Raw genomic sequence first — 22,787 nt, forward strand, 5'->3', positions numbered from 1 at the left:
GCGACCCTCGAGGCGCACGGCGGCAGCATCGAGGCGGCGCTCTCGCCGCTGGGCGGCCTGCGCATGACGATCACCCTTCCATTGGCGGCCTCCGCATGACACGCATCGTGATCGTCGAGGACGAACTCGACATCGCCTCCGTGGTGCAGGACTACCTGCGCCACGCCGGCTACGACACCGAGCATTTCGCCGACGGGCAGAGCGCGCTCGAACGCATCGTCGCCGCACCGCCCGACCTGACGCTGCTCGACATCATGCTGCCGCGCCTGGATGGCATCGAGGTGCTGCGCCGCGCGCGCGAGCACACGGCGCACCCGATCATCATGCTCACCGCGCGCATCGAGGAGGTCGACCGCCTGCTCGGCCTGGAGCTGGGCGCCGACGACTACGTGTGCAAGCCGTTCTCGCCGCGCGAGCTGGTGGCGCGCGTGCGTGCCGTGCTGCGCCGAACCGCGCCTGCTGCTGCACCGGGACAGTCGACTGTTTCGGACAACGCACCGGGCCTCGTGCTCGACGATGTGCACTGGCGCGCCTCGCTCGACGGCACGCCGCTGAACCTCACGCGCCGCGAGTTCGGTCTGCTGCAGGTGCTGTCGCGGCACCCGGGCCGCATCTTCTCGCGCGCCCGGCTGCTGGAGCTGGCCTACGACGACACCGTGGACGTGACCGAGCGCGCCATCGACAGCCACGTGAAGAACCTGCGCCGCAAGCTCGGTGCGGTGACGCCCGCGCACGACTGGATACGGTCGGTGTATGGCGTGGGCTTTGCGTGGGAACCGCCGGCCGACGCGGTGCATTGAACACCCTTGTTTCCTGTGGAAGCAGCGCTCAGCCGTTCCACGGCGGGCTCGCCACCACCGCCGACGTCGCGGGCCGCGACAAGCCCAGCGCCCCTTCCAGCATCCGCATGATCGTCTCGCGCGCCTGGTCGAAATCTTCCGGCTCCAGCGCCTGCTTGCCGAGCAGCATCCGCATCTGCCAGGCGAAGTCGGCATAAGTCTGGGTCATGGCCCAGAGCGTGAAGAGCAGGTGCGGCACCGGCAGCGGGTCGATGTCGCCGCCCGCCATCCAGCGTTGCAGCACGGCCGCCTCGGCCCGAAAGGCGGGCACCAGCTTGGCCTGGATGTCGTCGGCGCACTGCGGCGCCTGCGAGATGATTTCCTGCGCGAACAAGCGCGAACCTGAGGGGTGGTCGTAGGAGAACTTGAGCTTCTGCGTGACGTAGCGCTCCAGCGCCGCGTGCGGATCGAGGTCTGCATCGGCGAGGCTGTCGAGATTCGACAGCCACGAATCGAGCACGTCGTTGAACACGCGCCGGTACAGCGCCGACTTCGAGGGAAAGTAATAGAGCAGGCTCTGCTTGGAAACGCCCGCATCGGCCGCGATGTCGTCGACCGACACACCGCCATAGCCGTGCAGCGCAAAGCACTCCTGCGCGACGGCGAGGATCGCGCTCTCCAGGTTCTGGCGGCGCGCCTGGCGCTTCACCGCGGGGGGACGTGGCGCAATGCTCATCGAATGACCTCCGCGCTGCGCGCTTGCCTGGAACGGCACTGCGCAGCACTCATGGGTTCTTGATCCGCGCCAGGAAGCGCACCAGCCGCTCGTCGCCGCACTGCGTGACGTTGAACCGGAACCACGCGAAGGGCTGCGGCGTGGTGCAGAAGTCCGCGGCGGCGGTGAGCGGCAGGCCCTGCTTGCGCGCCTCCAGCAGCACCGCATCGCTCGACGGCCGCGGCTCGCTGCCGGCCGGCCAGCCGGCGCAGAGGAAAGGGCCACCATCGGGCACGCACAGCGCCTGCAGGCCCGCCCCGGTCAACAGCGACAGCGTGCGCTCGCCAGCGATCTTCAAGGACGTGTTGAGCCGCTGCAGGAAGCGCGCGTGGCCGGCATCGGCCAGCACTTCGCAGGCCACGCGTTCCTCGAACTCGCTCGGCCCGAGCGTGGTGTGCAGGCAGCGCAGCGCGGGGTCGTCGGTCCAGCGCTGCGGCAACAGCACATGCGCGAGCCGCAGGCGGGCCGACAACGTGGCCGAGACGCTGCCGACCTGGGCCACGCGCTGCAGGCCGTCCATGGCCGCCAGGCTGGGCGCCTGCAGCGGCGAGAGCCCGCGCCACGCATCCAGCTCGATGACGCGCAGGTCGTGCCGCTCGGCGGCTTGCAGCGCCTGGTGCGCGCCCTGCGGGCTCATGCACACGCCCAGCGGATTGGAGACAGCCGTCGACACGAACAGCAACCGGCGCCGGCCCTCCGCAGGCAGCAAGGCGGCCTGCTCGTCGAGTGCGGCAATGTCGAGGCAACCGCCGCGCCGCGGCACTTCCAGCGTGCCCCGGCCCAGCGTGTGGATCAGCCGCCGCAGCTGGCGCGACGCGGGCGACTCGATCAGCACCGCGTCGCCGGGCGCGGTCCACGCCTGCAGCAGGCACATCGCAGCGCCGAGGCTGCCGGCGGCGGTCATCACCTGCTGCGGACCGAGTGCGGGCAGCTCGGCGCGATGGCGTGCGGCGATGCGCTCGCGCAGTCGCACCAGTCCGAGCCCGGGCCTGGCGCCGTCGTCCCATTCGGGGGTCGCGCGGGCCACGCGACGCATGGCCTCGCGCACCAGTTCGTCGCCACGGTATTCGGCCGGTGGCGGCCTGTCGTGGTCGGCGTGCGCCTCGGCCGCGGGCGACGCAACAACGTTCGGCGCAGGCGCTGGCCGGTGCAGCACGTAGTAGCCGCTCCCCGGTCGCGAGGCCAGCACCGAGCGCGCGCGCAAGGCGCTGTACGACTCGGTGACCGTGAAGGTGCTGATGCCCAGCTTGCCGGCCAGCGCGCGCACCGAAGGCATCTTGGTGCCGGGTGCCAGACGCCCGTCGATGACGCGCAACTCGACGCCCACCACGAGGCGCTGCGCCAGGCCGAGGCCGGGCGCGGCTTCGTCCATGTCGCCCATCAGGCCCTGCATCCAACCGGCACCGGCCGGCGCCGTCTGGCGCAGCGCCGACGCGTTGCTTGAACTCTGCATCACCGGGTCTCCTTGAGAAACGCATGCGGCCTGTCTGGACAGGGTTTGCCCTGGGCAACTGTGCTGGGGAGTGCACCAAACAGCATGGTCGGCAGCGGCAAACACTTTCTTGTGCGCCGCGCCAACTGTGTATGGGCGGCACCCCTCGTTTGCTGAATCATCGCGACATTCGACCACTTGGTCAAACTTCATGAGGGCTCGACCTCTCATGTCGCACACGGTTACCCCACCACGACCTGGAGCTTGAAAGCCCATGAGCAGCACGATGAATCCCGTCGCGCCCAGCGCGCACATTGCCTCCGATGTGCGCGCCGGCCGCCTCGACCCCGCGCAGTACGCCAAGAACTTCTGCGACGCCCACCCGCCGCTGAACGTGGTGCAGGCCAACATCGAGGCCGAGCGCTGCTACTACTGCTTCGACGCGCCCTGCCAGACGGCCTGCCCCACGGGCATCGACATCCCGACCTTCATCCGCCGCATTGCCGACGGCAACCTGCGCGGCGCGGCGCGCACCATCCTCGAAGAGAACCCGCTGGGCGGCATGTGCGCCCGCGTCTGCCCGACCGAGGTGCTGTGCGAGCAGGCCTGCGTGCGCAACAGCAACGAGAGCAAGCCGGTGGAAATCGGCCTGCTGCAGCGTCATGCGACCGATGCCTTCTTCGACGCACCCGGCGCACCGCTGTTCGTGCGCGCGGCCGACACGGGCAAGCGCATTGCTGTCGTCGGCGCGGGCCCGGCCGGCCTGGCCTGCGCGCACCGCCTCGCGGTGCTGGGCCACCAGGTGACGCTGTTCGACGCGCGCCCCAAGCTCGGCGGCCTGAACGAGTACGGCCTGGCGAGCTACAAGACGGTGGACGGCTTTGCACAGCGAGAGATCGAGTGGCTGCTGTCGGTCGGCGGCATCGAGGTGCGCAACCACCAGGCGCTGGGCCGCGAGCTGCACCTGGATGCACTCGCCACCGAGTACGACGCGGTGTTCCTCGGCCTCGGCCTGGCCGGCGTGAACGAACTGGGCCTGGGCGAGCAGGCCGGCGTGCGCGACGCGGTGGACTTCATCGCCGAGCTGCGCCAGGCCGCCTCGCCGGCCGACGTGGCCATCGGACGCCACGTGGTGGTGATCGGCGGCGGCATGACGGCCGTGGATGCGGCTGTGCAGTCGCGCAAGCTCGGCGCGGAAGACGTGAGCATCGTCTACCGGCGCGGCGCCGAGGCCATGGGCGCCTCGGTCGACGAGCAGAGCTGGGCCAAGGAGAACGGCGTGCGCATCATCCACTGGGCCGCGCCCAAGGCCCTGCGCGCCAAGGGCGGCGTGCTGCGCGGCATCGACTTCGCGCGCACCGCGCTGGTCGACGGCAAGCTGGTCGAGACCGGCGAGGCCCTCGCGCTGCAGGCCGACATGGTGCTGTGCGCCATCGGCCAGAGCTTTGTCGCGACCGCGCTGGAAGACAGCGGTGTGCGGCTGCAAGGCGGGCGCATCGACACCGATGCCGAATGCCGCAGCTCGCGCCCCAAGGTCTGGGCCGGCGGCGACGCGCGCTTCGGCGGGCGCGACCTCACGGTCGAGGCGGTGGAAGACGGCAAGCAGGCCGCGCTGTCCATCGACCGCCACCTGCGCGCCGCCTGACGCGACAGCGCCCTCTCTTCCTTTCTCACCTCTCATCCGTGCGCGCCGCGGCGCGACAGGAGCAATTCACATGGCAGACCTGAGCATCGACTTCGTGGGCATCCGCAGCCCCAACCCCTTCTGGCTGGCGTCGGCACCGCCGACCGATAAAGAGATCAACGTCGTGCGCGCCTTCGAAGCCGGCTGGGGCGGCGTGGTCTGGAAGACCGTGGGCGAAGACCCGAACGTGGTCAACGTGCACGGCCCGCGCTATGCCGTGTCGTATGCGGCCGACCGCCGCGTGACGGGCTTCAACAACATCGAGCTGATCTCCGACCGGCCGCTGCGCACCAACCTCGACGAGATGACGCGCGTGAAGCGCAACTGGCCCGACCGCGCGCTGGTGGCATCGATCATGGTGCCGTGCACCGAAGAGGCCTGGAAGAACATCCTGCCGATGGTCGAAGACACGGGCTGCGACGGCATCGAGCTGAACTTCGGCTGCCCGCACGGCATGAGCGAACGCGGCATGGGCGCGGCCGTGGGCCAGGTGCCCGAGTACATCCAGATGGTGGCCGAGTGGTGCAAGCACTACTCGAAGCTGCCGGTGATCGTGAAGCTCACGCCCAACGTGGCGGACATCCGGCCCGCCGCGCGCGCGGCCAAGAAGGGCGGCGCCGACGCGGTGAGCCTCATCAACACCATCAACTCGATCATGGGCGTCGACCTCGACGCGATGGCGATGTTCCCGCACACCGACGGCAAGGGCTCGCACGGCGGCTACTGCGGCCCCGGCGCCAAGCCGATCGCGCTGCACATGGTGGCCGAGATCGCGCGCGATCCGCAGACCGCCGGCCTGCCCATCTCGGGCATCGGCGGCGTCTCGACCTGGCGCGACGCGGCCGAGTTCATCGCGCTGGGCAGCGGCTCGGTGCAGGTGTGCACTGCCGCCATGGTCTATGGCTTCAAGATCGTGCAGGACCTGTGCGACGGCCTCTCCAACTTCATGGACCAGAAGGGCTACGCCAACCTCGAACAGATGCGCGGCCGCGCGGTCGGCAGCATCACCGACTGGCAGCAGCTCAACCTGAACCACGTCGACAAGGCCGTGATCCACCAGGACCTGTGCATCCAGTGCGGCCGCTGCCACGTGGTGTGCGAGGACACCTCGCACCAGGCCATCAGCGCCACGAAAGACGGCATGCGCTTCTTCGAGGTGAAGGAAGAAGAGTGCGTCGGCTGCAACCTGTGCGTGTCGATCTGCCCGGTGCCCGGCGCGCTGTCGATGCGCACGCTGAAGGCCGGCGAGACGGACGCGCGCACCGGCCACCCGGTGGTCGGCCACTACGCCAACTGGACCACGCACCCCAACAACCCGTTGCGCGTCGCCGACGCCACCCCGCACTGATCCGCCGGGTCGGCACGGATCGTGCCTGCGCCGCGTGAGTCCCCTTCCCAGCCCAGCCCCATGCAGGAACAAACACCATGAACACCTCATCGCAAAGCGGCAGCCCCACAGCCAACCTCTGGAACGAAGACCTCGCGCCCACCACGCTGGCGCAGCGAACGTGGCGCTGGTACCACTTCGCCGCACTCTGGGTGGGCATGGTGATGTGCATCCCCGCCTACATGCTGGCGGCCAGCCTCATCGAGGGCGGCATGTCGTGGGGGCAAGCGGTGCTGACCGTGTTCCTCGGCAACGCCATCGTGCTGGTGCCGATGCTGCTCATCGGCCACGCGGGTGCGAAGTACGGCATTCCGTATGCGGTGATGGCGCGCGCCTCGTTCGGCACGCGCGGGGCGCGGCTCCCCGCATTGCTGCGCGCCATCGTGGCCTGCGGCTGGTACGGCATCCAGACCTGGTTCGGCGGCCAGATGATCTACACGCTGGTCGGCGTTCTCATGGGCCAGCAACTGGGCGGCGACAAGCTGCCGATGCTCGGCATCAACGGCGCACAGCTCGTGTGCTTCCTGGTCTTCTGGGCGATCCAGTTGTACTTCGTGGTGCACGGCATCGAGTCGATCCGCCGGCTCGAAACCTACACCGCGCCGCTGAAGATCATCGTGTGCATTGCCCTGCTCTACTGGGCCGTGCAGCGCGCGGGCGGCCTGGGCCCGATCTTCGACCAGCCTTCGCAGTTCGAGGCCGGCGGCAAGAAGGCCGGCATGTTCTGGGCCGTGTTCTGGCCGTCGCTCACGGCCATGGTCGGCTTCTGGGCCACGCTGGCGCTGAACATTCCCGACTTCACGCGCTTCTCGCGTTCGCAGCGCGACCAGGTGGTGGGCCAGGTGATCGGCCTGCCCGCGCCCATGGGCCTGCTCGCGATGATGGCCGTGATGGTCACCTCGGCCACGGTGGTCATCTACGGCAAGGCGCTGTGGGACCCGGTCGACCTGGCCAGCCGCATGACCGGCGCCGCGGTGCTGATCGCGCTCATCATCCTGCTGATCGACACGGTGAGCGTGAACCTGGCAGCCAACCTCGTGGGCCCGGCCTACGACTTCTCTGCCCTCAACCCGAAGAAGATCTCGTACCGCACGGGCGGCTACGTCACCGCCGGCATCGCCATCGTGATGATGCCGTGGAAGGTGCTGGAGACCACGCAGGGCTACATCTTCACCTGGCTCATCGGCTACTCGGCGCTGCTCGGGCCGGTGGCGGGCATCCTGATTGCCGACTACTACCTCATCCGCCGCAAGGAGCTGGACGTCGATGCGCTCTACCGCGAGAACGGCGCCTACAGCTACGGCAACGGCTGGAACATGGCGGCCGTCATCGCCTTCGTCGTCGGCGTGCTGCCGAACATTCCGGGCTTCCTGAACGCGGCTTTCCCCTCGGCCGTGCCGACGATGCCCGAGTTCTTCAAGACGATCTACACCTACGCCTGGTTCGTCGGCGTGGCGCTGTCGGCCGTCGTCTACATGGGGCTGATGAAGGCGCGTGCGCCACAGCTTCAGGGCATGACTCCACCCCTCAAGAACCCCAGCTGAAGCAAAGAAAAGGAACCCACGCCATGACCGTTCTCATTCGCGGTGGCACGGTGGTCAACGCCGATGCCGAGCACCGCGGCGACGTGCTCTGCCAGGGGGACAAGATCCTCCAGGTCGGCACCGACCTGCAGGTGCCGGCCGGCACCGAAGTCGTCGATGCCGGCGGCGCCTACGTGCTGCCCGGCGGCATCGACCCGCACACCCACATGCAGCTGCCCTTCATGGGCACCGTGGCGGCCGACGACTTCTTCAGCGGCACGGCGGCGGGGCTGGCCGGCGGCACCACCAGCATCATCGACTTCGTGATTCCCGATCCGCAGCAGTCGCTGATGGACGCGTTTCGCATGTGGCGCGGCTGGGCCGAAAAATCCGCCGGCGACTACAGCTTTCACGTGGCCGTGACCTGGTGGAACGACAGCGTGCACAAAGACATGGGCACGCTGGTGCAGGAGCACGGCGTGAACAGCTTCAAGCACTTCATGGCCTACAAGAACGCGATCATGGCCGACGACGAAATTCTGGTGAAGAGCTTCCAGCGCTCGCTCGAACTCGGCGCCATGCCCACGGTGCACGCGGAAAACGGCGAGCTGGTCGCGATGCTGCAGCAGCAGTTGCTGGCACAGGGCATTCGCGGCCCCGAGGGCCATCCGCTGTCGCGCCCGCCGATGGTCGAGGCCGAAGCCGCCAACCGCGCCATTGCCATCGCCGACGTGCTGGGCGTTCCGATCTACGTGGTGCACGTGTCGTGCGGCGAAGCGCTGGAGGCCATCACCCGTGCCCGTGCACGCGGCCAGCGCGTGTACGGCGAAGTGCTGGCCGGCCACCTGGTGGTCGACGAAAGCGCCTACCGCGACCCCGACTTCGCGCGCGCCGCCGCCCACGTGATGAGCCCGCCCTTCCGCTCGCGCGAGAACCAGGCCATGCTGTGGCGCGGCCTGCAGGGCGGCAACCTGCACACCACGGCGACCGACCACTGCACCTTCTGCGCCGAGCAGAAAGCCGCCGGTCGCAACGACTTCACGAAGATTCCCAACGGCTGCGGCGGCGTCGAGGAACGCATGGCTGTGCTGTGGGATGCGGGCGTGAACGCGGGCCGGCTCACGCCGTCGGAGTTCGTGCGCGTCACCTCCACCAACGCGGCGCAGCTGTTCAACCTGTACCCGCGCAAGGGCGTCATCCAGCCCGGAGCCGACGCCGACCTCGTGGTGTGGGACCCGAAGGCCACCAAGACGCTGTCGGTGAAGACGCAGCACTCGAAGAGCGACTTCAACATCTTCGAGGGCCGCGAAGTCACGGGCGTGCCGCGCCATACCGTGAGCGCGGGCCGCTGGGTCTACCGCGACGGCGACCTGCGCGCCGAGCCCGGCACCGGTCGCTACCTGAAGCGCCCGGCCTTCGCGCCGATGTTCACCGCGCTGGAACGCTTCAAGCACCGGCACGCGCCCACGGCCGTGGCGCGCTGAATCCCCAAGGAGTCATACATGAATGCAGCAGTGGACACACAACAGGTGCTGACGATCAACGGCGAGCGCCTGTGGAACTCGCTGATGGAGCTGGCGCGCATCGGCGCCACGCCCAAAGGCGGCGTCAAGCGCCTGGCGCTGACCGACCTCGACAAGCAGGGCCGCGACCTCGTGGTGTCATGGGGCAAGGAAGCGGGCCTGAGCATCACGGTCGACAAGATCGGCAACGTCTTCATGCGCCGCGAAGGCACCAACCCCGCGCTGCCGCCCATCGTGTCGGGCAGCCACATCGACACTCAGCCGACCGGCGGCAAGTTCGACGGCAACTACGGTGTGCTGTCGGCGCTGGAAGTGGTGCGCACGCTGAACGACCAGGGCATCCGCACCGAGGCGCCCATCGAGGTCGCGTTCTGGACCAACGAAGAAGGCTCGCGCTTCGTGCCCGTGATGATGGGCTCGGGTGTCTTCTGCGGCGCCTTCAGCCTCGAGCACGCCTATGCCGCGAAAGACACCGAAGGCAAGACGGTGCGCGAAGAGCTGGAACGCATCGGCTACGTCGGCAGCCAGACGCCAGGCGACCACCCCATCGGCGCCTACTTCGAAGCGCACATCGAACAGGGCCCGGTGCTGGAAGACGCGGGCAAGGTCATCGGCGTGGTGCCGGCGGTGCTGGGCCTCTCGTGGTACGACTGCGTGGTGACCGGCATGGAAGCGCATGCGGGCCCGACGCCCATGCACCTGCGCCGCGACGCGCTGCAGGTGGCGACGCGGATCATGCAGGAGGTGGTGGCCATCGCGATGCGCTACCAGCCGTACGGACGCGGCACGGTCGGCATGGTGCAGGTGCACCCGAACAGCCGCAACGTGATTCCAGGGCAGGTGAAGTTTTCAGTCGACCTGCGCAACGTGAACGACGAGCTGCTCGACCGCATGCACGGCGAGATCCTCGCGTTCGTCGAACGCACCGGCCGCGAGACCGGGCTGGCCGTGACCATCGAGCGCGTGTCGTACATCCCGCCCTGCCCTTTCCACCCCGACTGCGTGGACGCCGTGCGCCGCGCCACTGAAAAGCTCGGTTACTCAAGCATGGATGTGGTCTCGGGGGCGGGCCACGACGCGATCTATGCCGCGCGGCTCGCGCCGGCCGGCATGATCTTCGTGCCCTGCAAGGACGGCATCAGCCACAACGAGATCGAGGACGCGCAGCCCGACCATCTGACGGCCGGCTGCAACGTCTTGCTGCACGCCATGCTGGAGCGCGCGAAGCGCGTCGACTGACGCGCTCGCGGCGGCGTTGCCGTTACTGGTACGCCGCCAGCTCCTGCTTCGCAATCGCGTTGCGGTGCACTTCATCCGGGCCGTCGGCCACGCGCAGGTGGCGCTCGTAGGCGTAGAAGTGCGTGAGCAGCGTGTCCTGGCTCAGGCCCATCGCGCCGAAGGCCTGCATGGCCCAGTCGATCACCTTCACGCAGTTGTTGGGCGTGAGCACCTTGATCATCGCGATCTCTTTCGCGGCGACCTTGTTGCCCACGGTGTCCATGCGGTAGGCCGCGTGGAGCACCATCCAGCGCGACTGCTCGATGAGCATGCGCGACTCGGCAATGCGCTCGCGCCACACGCCCTGCTCCGACAGCGGCTTGTGGAAGGCGACGCGCGACACGAGGCGCTGGCACATCATCTCCAGCGCGGCCTCGGCCATGCCGATGGCGCGCATGCAGTGGTGGATGCGTCCGGGGCCAAGGCGGCCTTGCGCAATCTCGAAACCGCGGCCCTCGCCCAGCAGGATGTTCTCGACCGGCACGCGCACGTTGTCGAACACGATCTCGGGATGGCCGAAGGGCGGGTCGTACATGCCCAGCAGCTGCATGTCGCGCACGATGGTGATGCCGGGCGTGTTCTTCGGCACGAGCACCATCGACTGCTGCTTGTGGCGGTCGGCGTTGTCGGGGTCGGTCTTGCCCATCAGCACGAAGATCTCGCAGCGCTCGTTCATGGCGCCGGTGATGTACCACTTGCGCCCGTTGATGACGTACTCGTCGCCCTCGCGGCGGATGCTGCAGCGGATGTTGGTGGCGTCGCTCGACGCCACCTCGGGCTCGGTCATGGCGAACGACGAGCGGATCTCGCCGGCCAGCAGCGGCGTGAGCCAGCGTTCCTGCTGCGCCTTGGTGCCGTAGCGCGCCAGCACTTCCATGTTGCCGGTGTCGGGCGCGGAGCAGTTGAAGATTTCTGCGCTCCAGTAGCGCCGGCCCATGATCTCGCACAGCGGCGCGTACTCGACGTTGGTGAGGCCGGGGCCGTGTTCGGCTTCGGGCAGGAACAGGTTCCACAGGCCGCGCTCGCGCGCCTTGGCCTTGAGGCCGGCCATCATCGGCAGCTCGGCGTAGGGCCGGCCGGCGCGGGCGTTGGCGGCCAGCTCTTCCTCGCGGCGCTTCTCGTTCGGGTAGACGTGTTCGTCCATGAACTTGAGCAGCTCGGCGCGCAGCGCGAGCACCCGGGGCGTGAATTCGAATTGCATGTCGTCTCGTCCTTCTTCCAATGTGCGGTCGAAGATACGTCGCGATGCGGATCGGGACGGTCGTTCGCGCGACAGCACGAACGCCGCCCCTGCGCGAATCAACGTGGGGAGGGCAACGCCGTCGCGAGCGCGGCCAGTGCCGCCACCACCTTCTGCACCGACTGCGCGGCGCGCGCGTCCTTCAGTGCTCCATCCGCATCGAAGGCCTCGTTCGCACGTCCGAGCGCGAACTGCTGCGGCGCCACCAGCATCGCGAAGGCCATCTGCAGGTACTGGCGCAGGAAGTTCATCGAGCGCAGCGCGCCCAGCGGGCCGGGCGAGGCCGACAGCAGCGCGGCCGGCTTGTTGGCCGTGGCGGCCAGGCCGCCCGCGTGGCCGTCGCCCGGCGGAATGCGCGAGAGCCAGCTGAAAGCGTTGATGACCAGCGGCGTGGGAAAACCGTTGTACTCGGGCGTGACGATCAGCACGCCGTCGCTCGCCGCGATGGCACGCCGCAGCTCGAGCGCGCCGACGGGCACGCCCGAGGCGGCCTCGAGGTCGCCGTCGTACACGGGCAGCGCGAGCGCGCGCAGATCCATCTCGGTCACCTGCAGGCCTGCAGCGCGCGCGGTGGCGGCGGCCACGGCCGCCAGCTGGCGGTTGAGCGAGCCGTCGCGGGCGCTGCCGGGAATGATCAGGATGCGGGGACTGTCCATGCGAGGCTCCTTGCCGTGCGTTGAAAGAAGGAAAGCCGCGCCGCACGTTTCGCGTGCGGTGCGGCGTTCGTCAGTGTCGCATCGGGGCGATCAGCTGCGCTGCGAATCCAGCTGCTCGCTGTTCGTCACGACCTCCTGCGCCTTCATGTAGCTCTCGATCAGCAGCTGATACGGCGGGAACACGGCGCTGTAGGCCTCGGCCCATTGCGCGGCATCGTCGCGGTGCCAGGTCTTCTGCACTTCGGAGCACACGCCCGCGGTGTCGATCGGCACCACGCCGGCCTGCACCACGCGCGCCAAGGTGATCTCCTGCGCCATCTTCGAGTAGGTGCCCGAGGCGTCGACCACCGCGAACACGCGGTAGCCGTCGTACACGGCCGAGATGCTCGGGAAGGCCATGCACACGCTGGTGATGGTGCCGGCAATGATCAGCGTGCCGCGCCCTGTCGCCTTCACGGCGGCCACGAACTCGGGGTTGTCCCAGGCGTTGATCTCACCCTTGCGCGCCACGTACTGCGCATGCGGCGCGTACTTGTGCACTTCGGGAATCAGCGGCCCGTTGGGCCCCTGCGGCACCGAGGCGGTGGTGATGACCGGGATCTTCGCCAGCGTCGCAACCTTGGCCAGCGTGGTGACGTTGGAACGCAGCTCGGTCATCGGCATGTCCTTCACGGTCTGGAACAGGCCGCTCTGGTGGTCGATGAGCAGCATCACGGCATCGTCGGGGTCGATGACGGGCTTGGCGCCGTTGAAGTTGGCGACGGTGTTGGGAATGGTCATGGGGTGCTCACTTTCCCTGGGTCAGCTGGGTGTAGCTGGTGATGAGGTTGCGGTAGTCGGGGATGTGGTTGGAGAACAGCGTCCCCAGCCCCTCGATGTCGTTGCGCCAGTCGCGGTGCAGCTCGCAGGCCACGCCGAACCACGACATCAGCTGCGCGCCGGCGGCCGACATGCGGTCCCACGCGGCCTGGCGCGTCACGTCGTTGAAGGTGCCCGACGCATCGGTGACGACGAACACGTCAAAGCCCTCGGCCAACGCCGACAGCGCCGGGAAGGCCACGCAGACCTCGGTGACCACGCCGGCGATCAAGAGCTGCTTCTTGCCCGTGGCTTTCACGGCCTTGACGAAATCTTCGTTGTCCCAGGCGTTGATCTGGCCGGGGCGCGGAATGTAGGGCGCGTCGGGGAACTGCGCCTTCAGCTCGGGCACGAGCGGGCCGTTGGGGCCGTTCTCAAAGCTGGTGGTCAGCACCGTGGGCAGCTTGAAGTAGCTGGCGATGTCGGCCAGGGCCAGCACGTTGTTCTTGAACTTGTCGGGGTCGATGTCGCGCACCAGCGAGAGCAGGCCGGTCTGGTGGTCGACCAGCAGCACGGCGACATCGTTCTTGTCGAGACGGGTGTAGGGCTTGGACATGGGAGGCTTCCTTTGTGAGGGTGAATGCCGGGGAAAAATGGCCCCCGATGCATGTCCGTCAGCGTAAAAGCGCGCCCCGAAGTCCGGTAGTCGGCGAAATTTGCCTGCAGCGTTCCACCCGATGGACGATGGCAACACCCGTGCGCGCAGGTCGGATGAATTCGCGCCCGCCGGGGCCGATCCGTCGCGGCGGGTAAAATACCCCTACATGTCCCGCTGGTTTGCCGCTACCGTCCTCGCTTTCATGCTGTCCTGCTACGGCTTCGCCGTGCTCGCGCACGGGCTGGTGGGTGGCACCCATGTGACGTCGTCCGGTGAACGCCAGACCGTCGTGACGCTCGCCGTCTCGCTGGCCGATGGCGGCGACAAGGACATCGGCAACACGTCTGCCGAAGACCCGTCCGCCATGGACGAAGCAGGCTCCGAGCACGCCGAACTGCTCGACGCCCGGCCGCACGCACGCAACCTGCTGGTGCTCTCCGCGCAACCGCCGCGGCTCGGCTCCACCTCGGTGGTCTCGCCACTGCTCGATCGGCCCAAGCGGCCACCCCGACTCCACGCCCTCCTCGCCGCCTGAGGCCGCGCGGCGGCGAGCGAACGCCTGAGGACTGAAAAGTCCGGGCGTTTGCGCTCACCCATCCGGCCCGTCGCCTGTTTCACGCGACGCCCCAGCCCCTTCTTTTTCAGCCGTCTGACGGCCCTGCCGCACGTGTCATGCGACCCGTCCGGCCCTCTCTCTTTTCAGGATTTTTCGATGAACTCCAGCCAATCGGCCTACCCCTCCAGCTTCGGCGCACCGTTGGCCTCGGTCCAGGAACGCAACCGCGTTCTGCGCAACACCTACTGGCTGCTCGCGCTGTCGATGGTGCCCACCGTGCTGGGCGCCTGGCTCGGCGTGGCCACCGGCCTCACGCGCGCCCTGTCGCCGGGCATCGGCATCATGGTGTTTCTCGGCGGCGCCTTCGGCTTCATGTACGCCATCGAGAAGACCAAGAACTCCGCCGCCGGCGTGCCCGTGCTGCTGGCCTTCACCTTCTTCATGGGCCTGATGCTGTCGCGCCTGGTCGGCAGCGTGCTCGGCCTGTCCAACGGCGCCAGCCTGGTGATGACCGCCTTCGCCGGCACCGGCGGCATCTTCCTGGGCATGGCCATGCTCTCGACGGTCATCAAGCGCGACATCTCGGCCATGGGCAAGTGGCTCTTCGTCGGCGCCATCGGCCTGCTGGTGGTGGGCATCGCCAACGTCTTCATCCAGTCGAGCGCGCTGATGATGACGCTGTCGGTCGCCGCCATCGGCATCTTCTCGGCTTTCATCCTGCATGACCTGAAGCGCGTGAAGGACGGCCTCGAAACCAACTACATCTCGGCCACGCTGGGCGTGTACCTGAGCCTGTACAACGTGTTCCAGTCGCTGCTGGCCCTGCTGGGCATCGCCGGCGGCCGGGACGAGTAAGCGCGCCACAACGACAAGACAAGGAAGGAAAGCACCATGCGCCTCACCACCAAGGGCCGCTTCGCGGTCACCGCGATGATCGACATCGCCCTGCACGGCCGCTCGGGCCCCGTCACGCTGGCCTCGATCAGCCTGCGCCAGCAGGTTTCGCTCTCGTACCTGGAACTGCTGTTCGCCAAGCTGCGCCGCAACGGGCTGGTCGAATCCACCCGCGGCCCCGGCGGCGGCTACTCGCTCAGCCGCAAGGCCGCGGAGATCACGGTGGCCGACGTCGTGCTCACCATCGAAGACCTGGGCGCCAGCAAGATCCGCCCGCGCGCCGCCGGTTCGGACAACGAGCCCGGCCGCTGCGAGATCGACGACCTCTGGGCCTCCGTGAACCTGCGCGCCGTCGAGTTCCTGCGCTCGATCACGCTGCAGAGCCTGGTCGACGAACAGAAGGCCAAGGGCGTGCAGCCCGCCACCAGCGCGGCCGCACGCCGCACGACGGCCGTCGTCGGCTCGCCGGTGCGCAAGCCCTTCGTGGTCGACGCGCCGAACTCGGTGTTCGCACTGGGACGTCGCCACAGCACGAGCAGCTGACGCATCGGCTCACGTGCACGCGCCGCGGGCGCCTTCAGGGGCCGTGGCGCGGATATTTCTCCACCAGGAAATTCACGAAGGCCGACACCTTCGTGCTGACCAGCCGGCGCGAGGCGTGCAGCACCCAGTACTCGACCGCGCATTCGGGCACGTGCCCCCAGACCGCGAGCCGGCCCGCCGCCACATCGTCGGCAAACAGCGAGGCCGGCAACAAGGCCGCGCCCACACCGTGGCGCACGGCGTCCCGCACCATCAACAGCGATGACAGCCGCACCCGCCCATCCGGCGCGAGGACCAGGGCCGGCGTGCGCGTGGCGGCATCGGCCGCGATGTGCCAGGGCACGGCGTCGAAGCCGCTGCTGAGCGTGACCGCCGGCACCCCGACCGCCGCACCGCGCGGGCCGGGTTTCGGCCGCGCCATCGACACCGGCGCGACCACGAACATCTCGTCGCGCGCGAAGCGGCGCCCCACCAGCGCGGCATCGGGCCGCGGATTGACGCGCACCACCGCGTCGTAGCCGTCTTCCACCAGATCGACGTTGCGGTCCTCGGCCACGAGGTCGAGCCGCAGCTCGGGAAAGCGCTGCGCGAACTCGGCCGCCAGACCGCCGAGCACCGCGTGCGAGAACACCACCGGCGCGCTCACCCGCAGCAGGCCGCGCGGGCGGCCGCGCCCGGTCGACACGGCATCGCCGGCCTCCGCGATCTCGCGCACCAGGCCCGAGGTGCGCTCGAACAGCAACTGTCCCTCTTCGGTCAGGCGCAGCGACCGCTGGCCGCGCTCGATGAGGCGCACGCCCAGGCTGGCTTCCAGGTCCATGACGCGGCGCGACAGCGTGGCCTTGGGTCGGCCGCTGGCGCGGCTGGCCTTGCCGAAGCCGCCGTGCAGCGCAACGAGATCGAAGTCCGACAGGGCAGCGAGGTCCATGGTGTTCCAGATCCGGTACGGGTTGTCTTCATTTTGCGGCCTTCACATCGAATCCGGTACGCCCTACCTTCGTTTCACGCCCCTGCGGCGTGCGGTGCGCCAGCCGGTGCACCGCCTCGACCCACCACCTTTCAAGACTGGAACGACCCATGAACACACCCGCACCATCCGCCACATCCACCGCAACCCACGCCACGCGCCCGCGTCGCCACGCCGAAGGCCTGGGCATGCCCTGGGAAGACGAGTACGGCTACGCGCAAGCCGTGCAGGTCGGCGACACGATCTACGTCTCGGGACAGCTGGGGCACGACGACCACGGCGACATGGTGGGGCCCGCGCCGCTCGACGCGGACGGTCGGATCACCGACCACGGCGCCATGGCCACGCAGATGCGCCAGACCTACGTGAACGCACAAAAGATCCTCGCGCGCTTCGGCGCCTCGCTCGACGACGTGGTCGAAGAGGTGCTCTACGTGACCGACATGGACGCCGCCTTCGCCGCCGCGGGGCCGGTGCGCAAGGCCGCCTACGGCGTGGAGAAGCCGCCGGTGGCAAGCACCCTGCTCGTCACGCCCCGGCTCGCGCTGCCGACCCAGTTGATCGAGATCAAGTTCGTCGCGAAGGTGTAGGACCAGGGCCCGCCGTGCGCGCTGTGCCTTGAATGCCTCGCGCACGCGACCTAGACTGCAATGGCAAAGGCACCCGCGGTGCCGGGGGCCAAGGAGCCTGCCATGTACAAGCGTGTTCTCGTCGCAACCGACGGCTCGCCGCTGTCGGACAAGGCGGTGGCCACGGCCATCGACCTCGCGTTGCTGACCGGCGCCGAGCTGGTCAGCGTCAACGTCGCGCACATCCAGCCGTACGGCTACTTCGAAGGCTCGATGCTGCTGAACCAGACGGATTTCGAAGCCAACCAGAAACACGTCGAGCAGGCGGCCCAGCGCGTGGCCGATGCGGTGCGCGACACCGCGCTGGCCAAGGGCGTGCGCCGCGCCGATTCGGTGGTCATGAAGTCGAACCAGGTGGCCGAGGCCATCATCAACACCGCAAAGAACCAGGACTGCGACCTGATCGTGATGGCCTCGCACGGGCGCCGCAGCCTTGCACGGCTGCTGCTGGGCAGCGAGACGCTGCACGTGCTGACGCACTCGCACATTCCGGTGCTGGTGCTGCGCTGAACTGAACGAATGAGGCACCGCGCGCGCGGGGCGCGGTGCGCGACGGTTATCGGGTCGCTGCCGACTCGACGGTCTCGACGACCGTGCGACCGGCCGGCGGGCACGACGGCCCGGCATCGCGGCCGAAGCAACGCGCGGCCTGCGTGCGCGCCTGCGCTTCTTGCACATGGCGCGCTTCGGCGGACTCGACCTGGTAGTCGAGCAGCCATTTCATCAGCAGCAACATCGCAATCACCAGGCCGAGCGCCACGCCCAGTAGCGTGGTGCGCCAGTTGCGCGGGCGCGCCGCGGCCGGCGCGCGGGCCGGTGCTGCGCTGCTTTCCATCGCGGTGAAGCCCGCAAGGCTGCGGGAGGCACCGCCGTCATGGATGCGGCGGCGGGGCGGTTCGGGGGTCGCGGAACGCGCGGACACCGAGGTCTGCGCGCGCTTCACGCGCGGCGCATGGGCAGAGTCCGAAGGCAGGTGGCGGGCAGGCATGACGGGGGCGATTATGAACGCCTCGCGCCCCCGGCCCGTGCGTCAGGCACCGACGCCGAACGCCGCGTGGTACCGCACCTCGCCGACCGGCCACGCGCCGTGGAACGACACGGCCTGGAAATACTCCGGCGGCACGCCCGGCAACACCAGGCCGGGCCGCACGACGAAGCCGAAGCGGCCATAGAAGGCCGGGTCGCCCAGCAGCACGCAGCCTTGCGCGCCGGTGTCGCGCAGGCCCGCCAGCGCGGCGTCCATCAGCAGCCGGCCGATGCCCTGCCCCTGGCGCGCAGGCGCCACCGAGATCGGCCCCAGGCCGTACCAGCCGGTCGTGCCATCGGAGATCGCCACGGGCGACAGCGCGACATGGCCGACGATCTCGCCGCCTTCCTCGACCACGAGCGACAGCGTGAGCTGGCCGGCTGCGCGCAAGGCGTCGACGATGAGGTGTTCGGTGCCGTCGGCATGCGGTGCCTCGGCAAACGCCGCCACCGTCAGTTGCCGGATGGCAGCCTCGTCGCCCGGTTGCTCGGGGCGAACCACCGGCCCCGCCTCCGCCCGCCGCGCGGCCCCCACCTTCTTCTGCGTGTCGGCATCCACCAACGCCCGCATGGCACGAAACAGCGGCCGCGTGCCGGTGTGCTTCTGGCCGTAGCCGAGATTGAATTCGTAGTCGAAGTCCGGTGGGTTCGCGCCCTGGTTGTGCTGCAGCAGGGTCTCGAGCTTGTCGAGCGCCTTCACCGCTTGCGCCTCGGGCGTTTCGGCCTTTTCGTACTCGTCCCACAGCGCGAGGATGCCGGCGCGCAGCGGCGCATCGAGCGTGCGCGTGAGCACCTGCAGGTCTTCGCGCTCCTGCGCGCTCTTGTTGGGATGCGCCCCCTGCACGATGGCGGGAATGTCGCCATGGATCGCCTCGCCCAGGTCGTGCACCACGCACATCTTCAGCACCTTGAGCAGGTCGAGGTCGGCCAGCTCGTCCTCGAAGGCCATGGCCATGAGGCACAGGCGCCAGCTGTGCTCTGCCGTGCTCTCGGTGCGGCCCGAGGCGGTGTGCGCGCTGCGCAGCACGCTCTTGAGGCGCTCGGCCTCGCGAAGGAAGTCCAGCCTTCCCTTGATCTGATCGATGTCCATCTCGCGGTCTCGTTTTGTCCTGAATGTGTCAGGCCGAGCCTAAGCGATCCGCAGGCACACCGTTGTTACAGCGCCGGCCCCAGCCCGATCGGCGCAGGCACCACGTTGACGATGCGCGTGAAGAGCGCGGCATAGACCTCGTCGGGCGCGGGGTGGCTGGAGAACAGGTCGCGGTTCTCGCCGAAGGCCGCGTCGAGTTCGCGCCAGTCGTCCTCGCTGAGCACGCGCTCGGCCAGCGGAAGAATCTCGCGCTCCTCGTGCGCCATGTGCTCCAGGTAGAAGCTCACGTACTCGTTCATCGCCTGTTCGAAGGCCACGCGGCGCGGCTCGCCGAGCATCTCGAACGCGAGCAGCGCGTGCTCGACGTGACGGATCTTTCGCTCGCCCCAGGCGTGGTCGTTGTCGAGCTTGTCCATCAGGTCGCGCGAGATCGGCGTGCAGGCGCGCAGCCGGGGAAAGAGCAGCTCGGTCTCCTTCGGGTGATGGCGCTTCTCGGGAAACTCGTCCACGTAGAACAGCATCGCGCGCAGCGTCGCGAAGTCGGGCATCGTGCCCTTGCGGCGGTGCTGGTCGAGCAGCATCACGATGGAACGCAGCATGGCCGCCAGCGCGGCGTGCTCCTGGCGAATGATCTTCACCGCGACATGGGTCATGAAAGGTCTCCTTCGTTCTTCGAAGGCCCCAAGGGTCGCAAGCCCGAGGCCGTGCGGGCTTGCGCCAGATCAAGGCCCGTGCATGCGGCCAGGCACAGACTGGCACGGCCTCTCCTCTTTTCTTTCTTCAACGCATTCCTGGAGGTTCCACACCATGTACCAACACATCCTGGTTCCCGTCGACGGCAGCTCCACCTCCGGCGAAGGCCTGGCCGAATCCATCCGCCTGGCCAAGCTCACCGGTGGGCGCCTGCGGCTCGTTCACATCCTCGACGAGCTCTCGTTCGCGCTCGGCATGGACGCGTACGCAGGCCACTCGGGCGACTGGCTCGAGGTGCTGCGCACCAACGCCGTGACGCTGCTCGAGAAGGCACGCGCCCAGGCGCAGGCCGAAGGTGTCGAGGCCGACGTCGTGCTGCGCGACGGCTTCAAGGCCGGTGCGGTCCACGACCAGGTGGTGACCGAAGCCATCGCCTCGAAGGCCGACCTGATCGTGCTCGGCACGCACGGCCGGCGCGGCCTGAGCCGCTGGGCCATGGGCAGCAGCGCGGAACACATCCTGCGCATGGCGCCCGTGCCGGTGCTGTTGATCCGCGCACCCGAAGTCGCTGCGAAGGTCGACTACGAGCGCTTCAGCCTGCCGGACGGGCTGGTCGCGAACCAGTAGGCGGCATCGCCCGCCGCCGGTTTGACGGGGCCCGGCGGCGCGCCCAGAATGAGTTGCAGCGCTCGCGGCTCATTTCTCTTTTTTCGCGCGAGAACCGCCCGCCCGTTCCCCGTTTCAAGGAGCAGCGCCATGAGCTCACCCCAGCACATCCGGCAGTCCATGGACACCCTCACGAGCCACTTCGCGGCGCACCCCCAGGACGCCCTGACCCAGGACAAACAGGCAGTGGCCACCCTGGTGTCGGGCCTGCGGTTTCGCGTGACCGGGCCCACGGGGGAATCTCTCGAGACCGACATGCCGAAGGCCATCGGAGGCAACGCTGAAGCGCCATCGCCCGGCTGGTTCATGCGCGCCGCCCTGGCGAGTTGCGAAACGACCGTGATCGCCATGCGGGCGGCGCAGCTCGGCATCGCGTTGACGACCCTCGAAGTGGTGGTCGGCAGCCAGTCGGACAGCCGCGGCCTGCTCGGTGAGCCGGCCTCCGTTCCCGCCGGCCCCAGCCGCATCCATGTCGCGGTGCGAATCGCTGCCGATGGCGTGCCGGAGCAGGACCTGCGCGACCTGGTGCAGTGGGCCGAGGCGCACTCCCCCGTGGGCACTGCGCTGCGCCGGGCCATCCCGCTCGATGTCGCGGTGCAGGTCGGGCAGGCCTGACGGCACCGGCGAAGGCCGACCTCAGGCGTAGGAACGCAGCCGCACCGCAAAGGCTTCCAGCGGCGCGATGCCGCTGGCTTCGGCGCGCTCGCACCAGTCCTGCAGCCGCTTCACGAGCTGCTCGCCAGTGGCGCCCGAGCGGCTCCACAGCGCCGTCAGTTCACGCCGCATCGCGTACATGGTCTCCAGGGCTTGCGAGGCCACCAGCGCTTGCGTGAGTTGGGCATGGCGCGTGGCGTCGAGCGCCTTTTCTTCCTTGCCCAGCCAGGGCCGCGCGGCGCGCAGTGCGCGGGCCTTGTTCGGCGCGAGCGCATGCACCCGGGCCAGCTCTTCGGTGCAGGCCTGCTTCAGCGAACGCGAGTAGTTCGACAGCACGTCGTAGTGGTGCCGGATCACCGCCTGCACGGTGAGCAGGTCGACGGTGGCGCGCGGCGTGGCGAGGCGCGGCTTCGGCGCCAGGTGCTTCACCTTCGCCAACCCCACCGCCTGCAGCGCGCGGATGTAGACCCAGCCGATGTCGAACTCGAACCACTTGTTCGACAGCCTGGCCGAGGTCGGGAACGCGTGGTGGTTGTTGTGCAGCTCTTCACCACCGATCAGCAGCCCGATCGGAAAGATGTTCGTGCTCGCGTCCGACGCAGGCCAGTTGCGGTAGCCCCAGAAGTGGCCGATGCCGTTGACCACGCCGGCGGCCCAGAACGGAATCCACGCGATCTGCACCACCAGCACCAGCGCGCCCGGCAGCACGCCGAAGAGCGCCATGTCGATCAGGCCCATGCAGGTGATGCCCAGCGTCTGGTAGCGCGTGTACAGCCGGCGCTCGAGCCAGTCGTCGGGCGTGCCGTGGCCGTAGCGGCTCAGCGTCTCGGGGTTGCGCGCCTCGGCCACGTACAGCAGCACGCCGCCCCAGAGCACGCGCTTCAGGCCCACCACCTGCGGGCTGTGCGGGTCGTCGGGCGTGTCGCACTTGGCGTGGTGCTTGCGGTGCACGGCGGCCCATTGCTTGGTGACCATGCCCGTCGTCATCCAGAGCCAGAAGCGGAAGAAGTGGCTCGCAATGGGGTGCAGGTCGAGCGCGCGGTGCGCCTGGTGGCGGTGCAGGAAGATGGTGACCGAGGCGATGGTGACGTGCGTCAGCGCCAGCGCGGCCAGCAGCACGCCCCACCACGGAAGATCGAGCGCGCCCGAGAGAAGAAAAGATGCCATGCGTACGTACCCTTCAGACACGGTGGACAGTGGCCGCGATTCTCGGAAGCGCCCTGCCCGCAGGCCTTGCGCCAGATCAACGGCGGGCGCCACAGCTGCCACGCGCGCGGCTTGCGTGCTACGCTTCCCGGCTCCATGCGCCCTCCCCTGTGGCGCCGGCGTTTTTTCT

Annotated in this window: 24 protein-coding genes and 1 pseudogene; 13 read left to right on the forward strand and 12 right to left on the reverse strand. The window is 68.7% G+C overall.

From position 1 onward, the window contains the following. Nucleotides 1-95: 95 nt before the first annotated feature. A complete protein-coding gene (locus AAG801_RS26015; protein ID WP_101488941.1) occupies nt 96-800 on the forward strand; it encodes a response regulator in 705 nt (234 codons plus the stop codon). Nucleotides 801-828: 28 nt separating this feature from the next. Here the strand turns inward: AAG801_RS26015 and AAG801_RS26020 are convergent, their stop codons facing one another. Then, nucleotides 829-1,515 carry a TetR family transcriptional regulator C-terminal domain-containing protein gene (locus AAG801_RS26020; RefSeq protein ID WP_180838861.1) on the reverse strand — a complete coding sequence of 229 codons (687 nt, stop codon included), beginning with the start codon at nt 1,513-1,515 and terminating at the stop codon, nt 829-831. Between the two features lie 49 nt (nt 1,516-1,564). Next, complete coding sequence (locus AAG801_RS26025; protein ID WP_341890981.1) at nt 1,565-3,007, reverse strand: PLP-dependent aminotransferase family protein; 1,443 nt, start codon at nt 3,005-3,007, stop codon at nt 1,565-1,567. A gap of 265 nt (nt 3,008-3,272) precedes the next feature. Here AAG801_RS26025 and AAG801_RS26030 point away from each other — a divergent pair, with 265 nt between their 5' ends. The 5 genes from AAG801_RS26030 to AAG801_RS26050 all read left to right on the forward strand — a co-directional run bounded on the left by AAG801_RS26030 (nt 3,273) and on the right by AAG801_RS26050 (nt 10,342). Next, nucleotides 3,273-4,631, forward strand: coding sequence for an NAD(P)-dependent oxidoreductase (locus tag AAG801_RS26030; RefSeq protein WP_341890996.1), 1,359 nt, complete (start codon nt 3,273-3,275; stop codon nt 4,629-4,631). A gap of 70 nt (nt 4,632-4,701) precedes the next feature. Further along, complete coding sequence (preA, locus tag AAG801_RS26035) at nt 4,702-6,018, forward strand: NAD-dependent dihydropyrimidine dehydrogenase subunit PreA (RefSeq protein ID WP_341890982.1); 1,317 nt, start codon at nt 4,702-4,704, stop codon at nt 6,016-6,018. 77 nt (nt 6,019-6,095) lie between these two features. Beyond that, nucleotides 6,096-7,601 carry an NCS1 family nucleobase:cation symporter-1 gene (locus AAG801_RS26040; protein WP_341890983.1) on the forward strand — a complete coding sequence of 502 codons (1,506 nt, stop codon included), beginning with the start codon at nt 6,096-6,098 and terminating at the stop codon, nt 7,599-7,601. A 23-nt stretch (nt 7,602-7,624) separates the two neighbouring features. Beyond that, nucleotides 7,625-9,064, forward strand: coding sequence for a dihydropyrimidinase (gene hydA, locus AAG801_RS26045; protein WP_341890984.1), 1,440 nt, complete (start codon nt 7,625-7,627; stop codon nt 9,062-9,064). An 18-nt stretch (nt 9,065-9,082) separates the two neighbouring features. Next, nucleotides 9,083-10,342, forward strand: coding sequence for a Zn-dependent hydrolase (locus AAG801_RS26050; RefSeq protein ID WP_341890985.1), 1,260 nt, complete (start codon nt 9,083-9,085; stop codon nt 10,340-10,342). Between the two features lie 22 nt (nt 10,343-10,364). Here AAG801_RS26050 and AAG801_RS26055 read toward each other — a convergent pair whose 3' ends face one another. The 4 genes from AAG801_RS26055 to ycaC all read right to left on the reverse strand — a co-directional run bounded on the left by AAG801_RS26055 (nt 10,365) and on the right by ycaC (nt 13,691). Next, nucleotides 10,365-11,582 carry an acyl-CoA dehydrogenase family protein gene (locus AAG801_RS26055; RefSeq protein WP_101488933.1) on the reverse strand — a complete coding sequence of 406 codons (1,218 nt, stop codon included), beginning with the start codon at nt 11,580-11,582 and terminating at the stop codon, nt 10,365-10,367. A gap of 98 nt (nt 11,583-11,680) precedes the next feature. Further along, on the reverse strand, nt 11,681-12,277 hold the full coding sequence (locus tag AAG801_RS26060) for an NAD(P)H-dependent oxidoreductase (RefSeq protein WP_341890986.1): 597 nt from the start codon (nt 12,275-12,277) through the stop codon (nt 11,681-11,683). Between the two features lie 90 nt (nt 12,278-12,367). After that, nucleotides 12,368-13,057, reverse strand: a complete 690-nt coding sequence (locus tag AAG801_RS26065; RefSeq protein WP_341890987.1) for an isochorismatase family protein — start codon at nt 13,055-13,057, stop codon at nt 12,368-12,370. A 7-nt stretch (nt 13,058-13,064) separates the two neighbouring features. Continuing rightward, on the reverse strand, nt 13,065-13,691 hold the full coding sequence (gene ycaC / locus AAG801_RS26070; RefSeq protein ID WP_062479957.1) for an isochorismate family cysteine hydrolase YcaC: 627 nt from the start codon (nt 13,689-13,691) through the stop codon (nt 13,065-13,067). 121 nt (nt 13,692-13,812) lie between these two features. On the opposite strand from ycaC, the gene AAG801_RS26075 reads away from it, so the two are divergent. The 3 genes from AAG801_RS26075 (at nt 13,813) to AAG801_RS26085 (ending at nt 15,726) form a co-directional block, all read left to right on the forward strand. Beyond that, on the forward strand, nt 13,813-14,268 hold the full coding sequence (locus tag AAG801_RS26075; RefSeq protein WP_341890988.1) for a hypothetical protein: 456 nt from the start codon (nt 13,813-13,815) through the stop codon (nt 14,266-14,268). A gap of 177 nt (nt 14,269-14,445) precedes the next feature. Further along, nucleotides 14,446-15,144, forward strand: coding sequence for a Bax inhibitor-1/YccA family protein (locus AAG801_RS26080; RefSeq protein ID WP_341890989.1), 699 nt, complete (start codon nt 14,446-14,448; stop codon nt 15,142-15,144). Nucleotides 15,145-15,180: 36 nt separating this feature from the next. Further along, the gene (locus tag AAG801_RS26085; RefSeq protein WP_099792448.1) at nt 15,181-15,726 is read left to right on the forward strand and encodes an Rrf2 family transcriptional regulator; all 546 of its coding nucleotides are present in this window, start codon (nt 15,181-15,183) and stop codon (nt 15,724-15,726) included. A gap of 34 nt (nt 15,727-15,760) precedes the next feature. Here AAG801_RS26085 and AAG801_RS26090 read toward each other — a convergent pair whose 3' ends face one another. After that, nucleotides 15,761-16,654 (reverse strand): LysR substrate-binding domain-containing protein, encoded by an 894-nt coding sequence (locus AAG801_RS26090; RefSeq protein ID WP_341890990.1) that lies wholly within the window; start codon nt 16,652-16,654, stop codon nt 15,761-15,763. 149 nt (nt 16,655-16,803) lie between these two features. Between AAG801_RS26090 and AAG801_RS26095 the strand changes: the two genes are divergently transcribed. Both AAG801_RS26095 and AAG801_RS26100 read left to right on the forward strand, forming a co-directional pair. Then, on the forward strand, nt 16,804-17,283 hold the full coding sequence (locus AAG801_RS26095) for a RidA family protein (RefSeq protein ID WP_341890991.1): 480 nt from the start codon (nt 16,804-16,806) through the stop codon (nt 17,281-17,283). 102 nt (nt 17,284-17,385) lie between these two features. Next, the gene (locus AAG801_RS26100; RefSeq protein WP_101488927.1) at nt 17,386-17,832 is read left to right on the forward strand and encodes a universal stress protein; all 447 of its coding nucleotides are present in this window, start codon (nt 17,386-17,388) and stop codon (nt 17,830-17,832) included. A gap of 46 nt (nt 17,833-17,878) precedes the next feature. On the opposite strand, the gene AAG801_RS26105 is transcribed toward AAG801_RS26100, so the two are convergent. The 4 genes and pseudogenes from AAG801_RS26105 to AAG801_RS26120 all read right to left on the reverse strand — a co-directional run bounded on the left by AAG801_RS26105 (nt 17,879) and on the right by AAG801_RS26120 (nt 20,091). Beyond that, a complete protein-coding gene (locus AAG801_RS26105; protein ID WP_341890992.1) occupies nt 17,879-18,310 on the reverse strand; it encodes a hypothetical protein in 432 nt (143 codons plus the stop codon). A gap of 42 nt (nt 18,311-18,352) precedes the next feature. Beyond that, nucleotides 18,353-18,850 carry an N-acetyltransferase gene (locus AAG801_RS26110; protein WP_341890997.1) on the reverse strand — a complete coding sequence of 166 codons (498 nt, stop codon included), beginning with the start codon at nt 18,848-18,850 and terminating at the stop codon, nt 18,353-18,355. A gap of 24 nt (nt 18,851-18,874) precedes the next feature. After that, nucleotides 18,875-19,438, reverse strand: a pseudogene (locus AAG801_RS26115) (HD domain-containing protein); the annotation flags it as partial. Nucleotides 19,439-19,503: 65 nt separating this feature from the next. Then, on the reverse strand, nt 19,504-20,091 hold the full coding sequence (locus tag AAG801_RS26120) for a hemerythrin domain-containing protein (protein ID WP_101488924.1): 588 nt from the start codon (nt 20,089-20,091) through the stop codon (nt 19,504-19,506). A 154-nt stretch (nt 20,092-20,245) separates the two neighbouring features. On the opposite strand from AAG801_RS26120, the gene AAG801_RS26125 reads away from it, so the two are divergent. After that, nucleotides 20,246-20,758 carry a universal stress protein gene (locus AAG801_RS26125; RefSeq protein ID WP_341890993.1) on the forward strand — a complete coding sequence of 171 codons (513 nt, stop codon included), beginning with the start codon at nt 20,246-20,248 and terminating at the stop codon, nt 20,756-20,758. A 129-nt stretch (nt 20,759-20,887) separates the two neighbouring features. Next, nucleotides 20,888-21,412: an OsmC family protein gene (locus AAG801_RS26130; RefSeq protein WP_341890994.1), complete on the forward strand. Its 525-nt coding sequence runs from the start codon at nt 20,888-20,890 to the stop codon at nt 21,410-21,412. Between the two features lie 21 nt (nt 21,413-21,433). On the opposite strand, the gene AAG801_RS26135 is transcribed toward AAG801_RS26130, so the two are convergent. Continuing rightward, the gene (locus AAG801_RS26135; protein ID WP_341890995.1) at nt 21,434-22,618 is read right to left on the reverse strand and encodes a fatty acid desaturase; all 1,185 of its coding nucleotides are present in this window, start codon (nt 22,616-22,618) and stop codon (nt 21,434-21,436) included. Between the last annotated feature and the right edge of the window lie 169 nt (nt 22,619-22,787).

The sequence above is a fragment of the Variovorax sp. YR752 genome (assembly GCF_943372545.1).

What these genes read in the sequence shown, in the direction of transcription:
- AAG801_RS26135 (WP_341890995.1), bottom strand. Translation starts at nt 22,618, where the DNA reads ATGGCATCTTTTCTTCTCTCGGGCGCGCTCGATCTTCCGTGGTGGGGC.
- AAG801_RS26075 (WP_341890988.1), top strand. Translation starts at nt 13,813, where the DNA reads ATGGACGATGGCAACACCCGTGCGCGCAGGTCGGATGAATTCGCGCCC.
- preA (WP_341890982.1), top strand. Translation starts at nt 4,702, where the DNA reads ATGGCAGACCTGAGCATCGACTTCGTGGGCATCCGCAGCCCCAACCCC.
- AAG801_RS26080 (WP_341890989.1), top strand. Translation starts at nt 14,446, where the DNA reads ATGAACTCCAGCCAATCGGCCTACCCCTCCAGCTTCGGCGCACCGTTG.
- AAG801_RS26025 (WP_341890981.1), bottom strand. Translation starts at nt 3,007, where the DNA reads ATGCAGAGTTCAAGCAACGCGTCGGCGCTGCGCCAGACGGCGCCGGCC.
- AAG801_RS26105 (WP_341890992.1), bottom strand. Translation starts at nt 18,310, where the DNA reads ATGCCTGCCCGCCACCTGCCTTCGGACTCTGCCCATGCGCCGCGCGTG.
- AAG801_RS26125 (WP_341890993.1), top strand. Translation starts at nt 20,246, where the DNA reads ATGTACCAACACATCCTGGTTCCCGTCGACGGCAGCTCCACCTCCGGC.
- ycaC (WP_062479957.1), bottom strand. Translation starts at nt 13,691, where the DNA reads ATGTCCAAGCCCTACACCCGTCTCGACAAGAACGATGTCGCCGTGCTG.
- AAG801_RS26085 (WP_099792448.1), top strand. Translation starts at nt 15,181, where the DNA reads ATGCGCCTCACCACCAAGGGCCGCTTCGCGGTCACCGCGATGATCGAC.
- AAG801_RS26030 (WP_341890996.1), top strand. Translation starts at nt 3,273, where the DNA reads ATGAATCCCGTCGCGCCCAGCGCGCACATTGCCTCCGATGTGCGCGCC.
- AAG801_RS26050 (WP_341890985.1), top strand. Translation starts at nt 9,083, where the DNA reads ATGAATGCAGCAGTGGACACACAACAGGTGCTGACGATCAACGGCGAG.
- AAG801_RS26095 (WP_341890991.1), top strand. Translation starts at nt 16,804, where the DNA reads ATGAACACACCCGCACCATCCGCCACATCCACCGCAACCCACGCCACG.
- AAG801_RS26130 (WP_341890994.1), top strand. Translation starts at nt 20,888, where the DNA reads ATGAGCTCACCCCAGCACATCCGGCAGTCCATGGACACCCTCACGAGC.
- AAG801_RS26040 (WP_341890983.1), top strand. Translation starts at nt 6,096, where the DNA reads ATGAACACCTCATCGCAAAGCGGCAGCCCCACAGCCAACCTCTGGAAC.
- AAG801_RS26055 (WP_101488933.1), bottom strand. Translation starts at nt 11,582, where the DNA reads ATGCAATTCGAATTCACGCCCCGGGTGCTCGCGCTGCGCGCCGAGCTG.
- AAG801_RS26015 (WP_101488941.1), top strand. Translation starts at nt 96, where the DNA reads ATGACACGCATCGTGATCGTCGAGGACGAACTCGACATCGCCTCCGTG.
- AAG801_RS26065 (WP_341890987.1), bottom strand. Translation starts at nt 13,057, where the DNA reads ATGACCATTCCCAACACCGTCGCCAACTTCAACGGCGCCAAGCCCGTC.
- AAG801_RS26020 (WP_180838861.1), bottom strand. Translation starts at nt 1,515, where the DNA reads ATGAGCATTGCGCCACGTCCCCCCGCGGTGAAGCGCCAGGCGCGCCGC.
- AAG801_RS26120 (WP_101488924.1), bottom strand. Translation starts at nt 20,091, where the DNA reads ATGACCCATGTCGCGGTGAAGATCATTCGCCAGGAGCACGCCGCGCTG.
- AAG801_RS26100 (WP_101488927.1), top strand. Translation starts at nt 17,386, where the DNA reads ATGTACAAGCGTGTTCTCGTCGCAACCGACGGCTCGCCGCTGTCGGAC.
- AAG801_RS26090 (WP_341890990.1), bottom strand. Translation starts at nt 16,654, where the DNA reads ATGGACCTCGCTGCCCTGTCGGACTTCGATCTCGTTGCGCTGCACGGC.
- AAG801_RS26060 (WP_341890986.1), bottom strand. Translation starts at nt 12,277, where the DNA reads ATGGACAGTCCCCGCATCCTGATCATTCCCGGCAGCGCCCGCGACGGC.
- hydA (WP_341890984.1), top strand. Translation starts at nt 7,625, where the DNA reads ATGACCGTTCTCATTCGCGGTGGCACGGTGGTCAACGCCGATGCCGAG.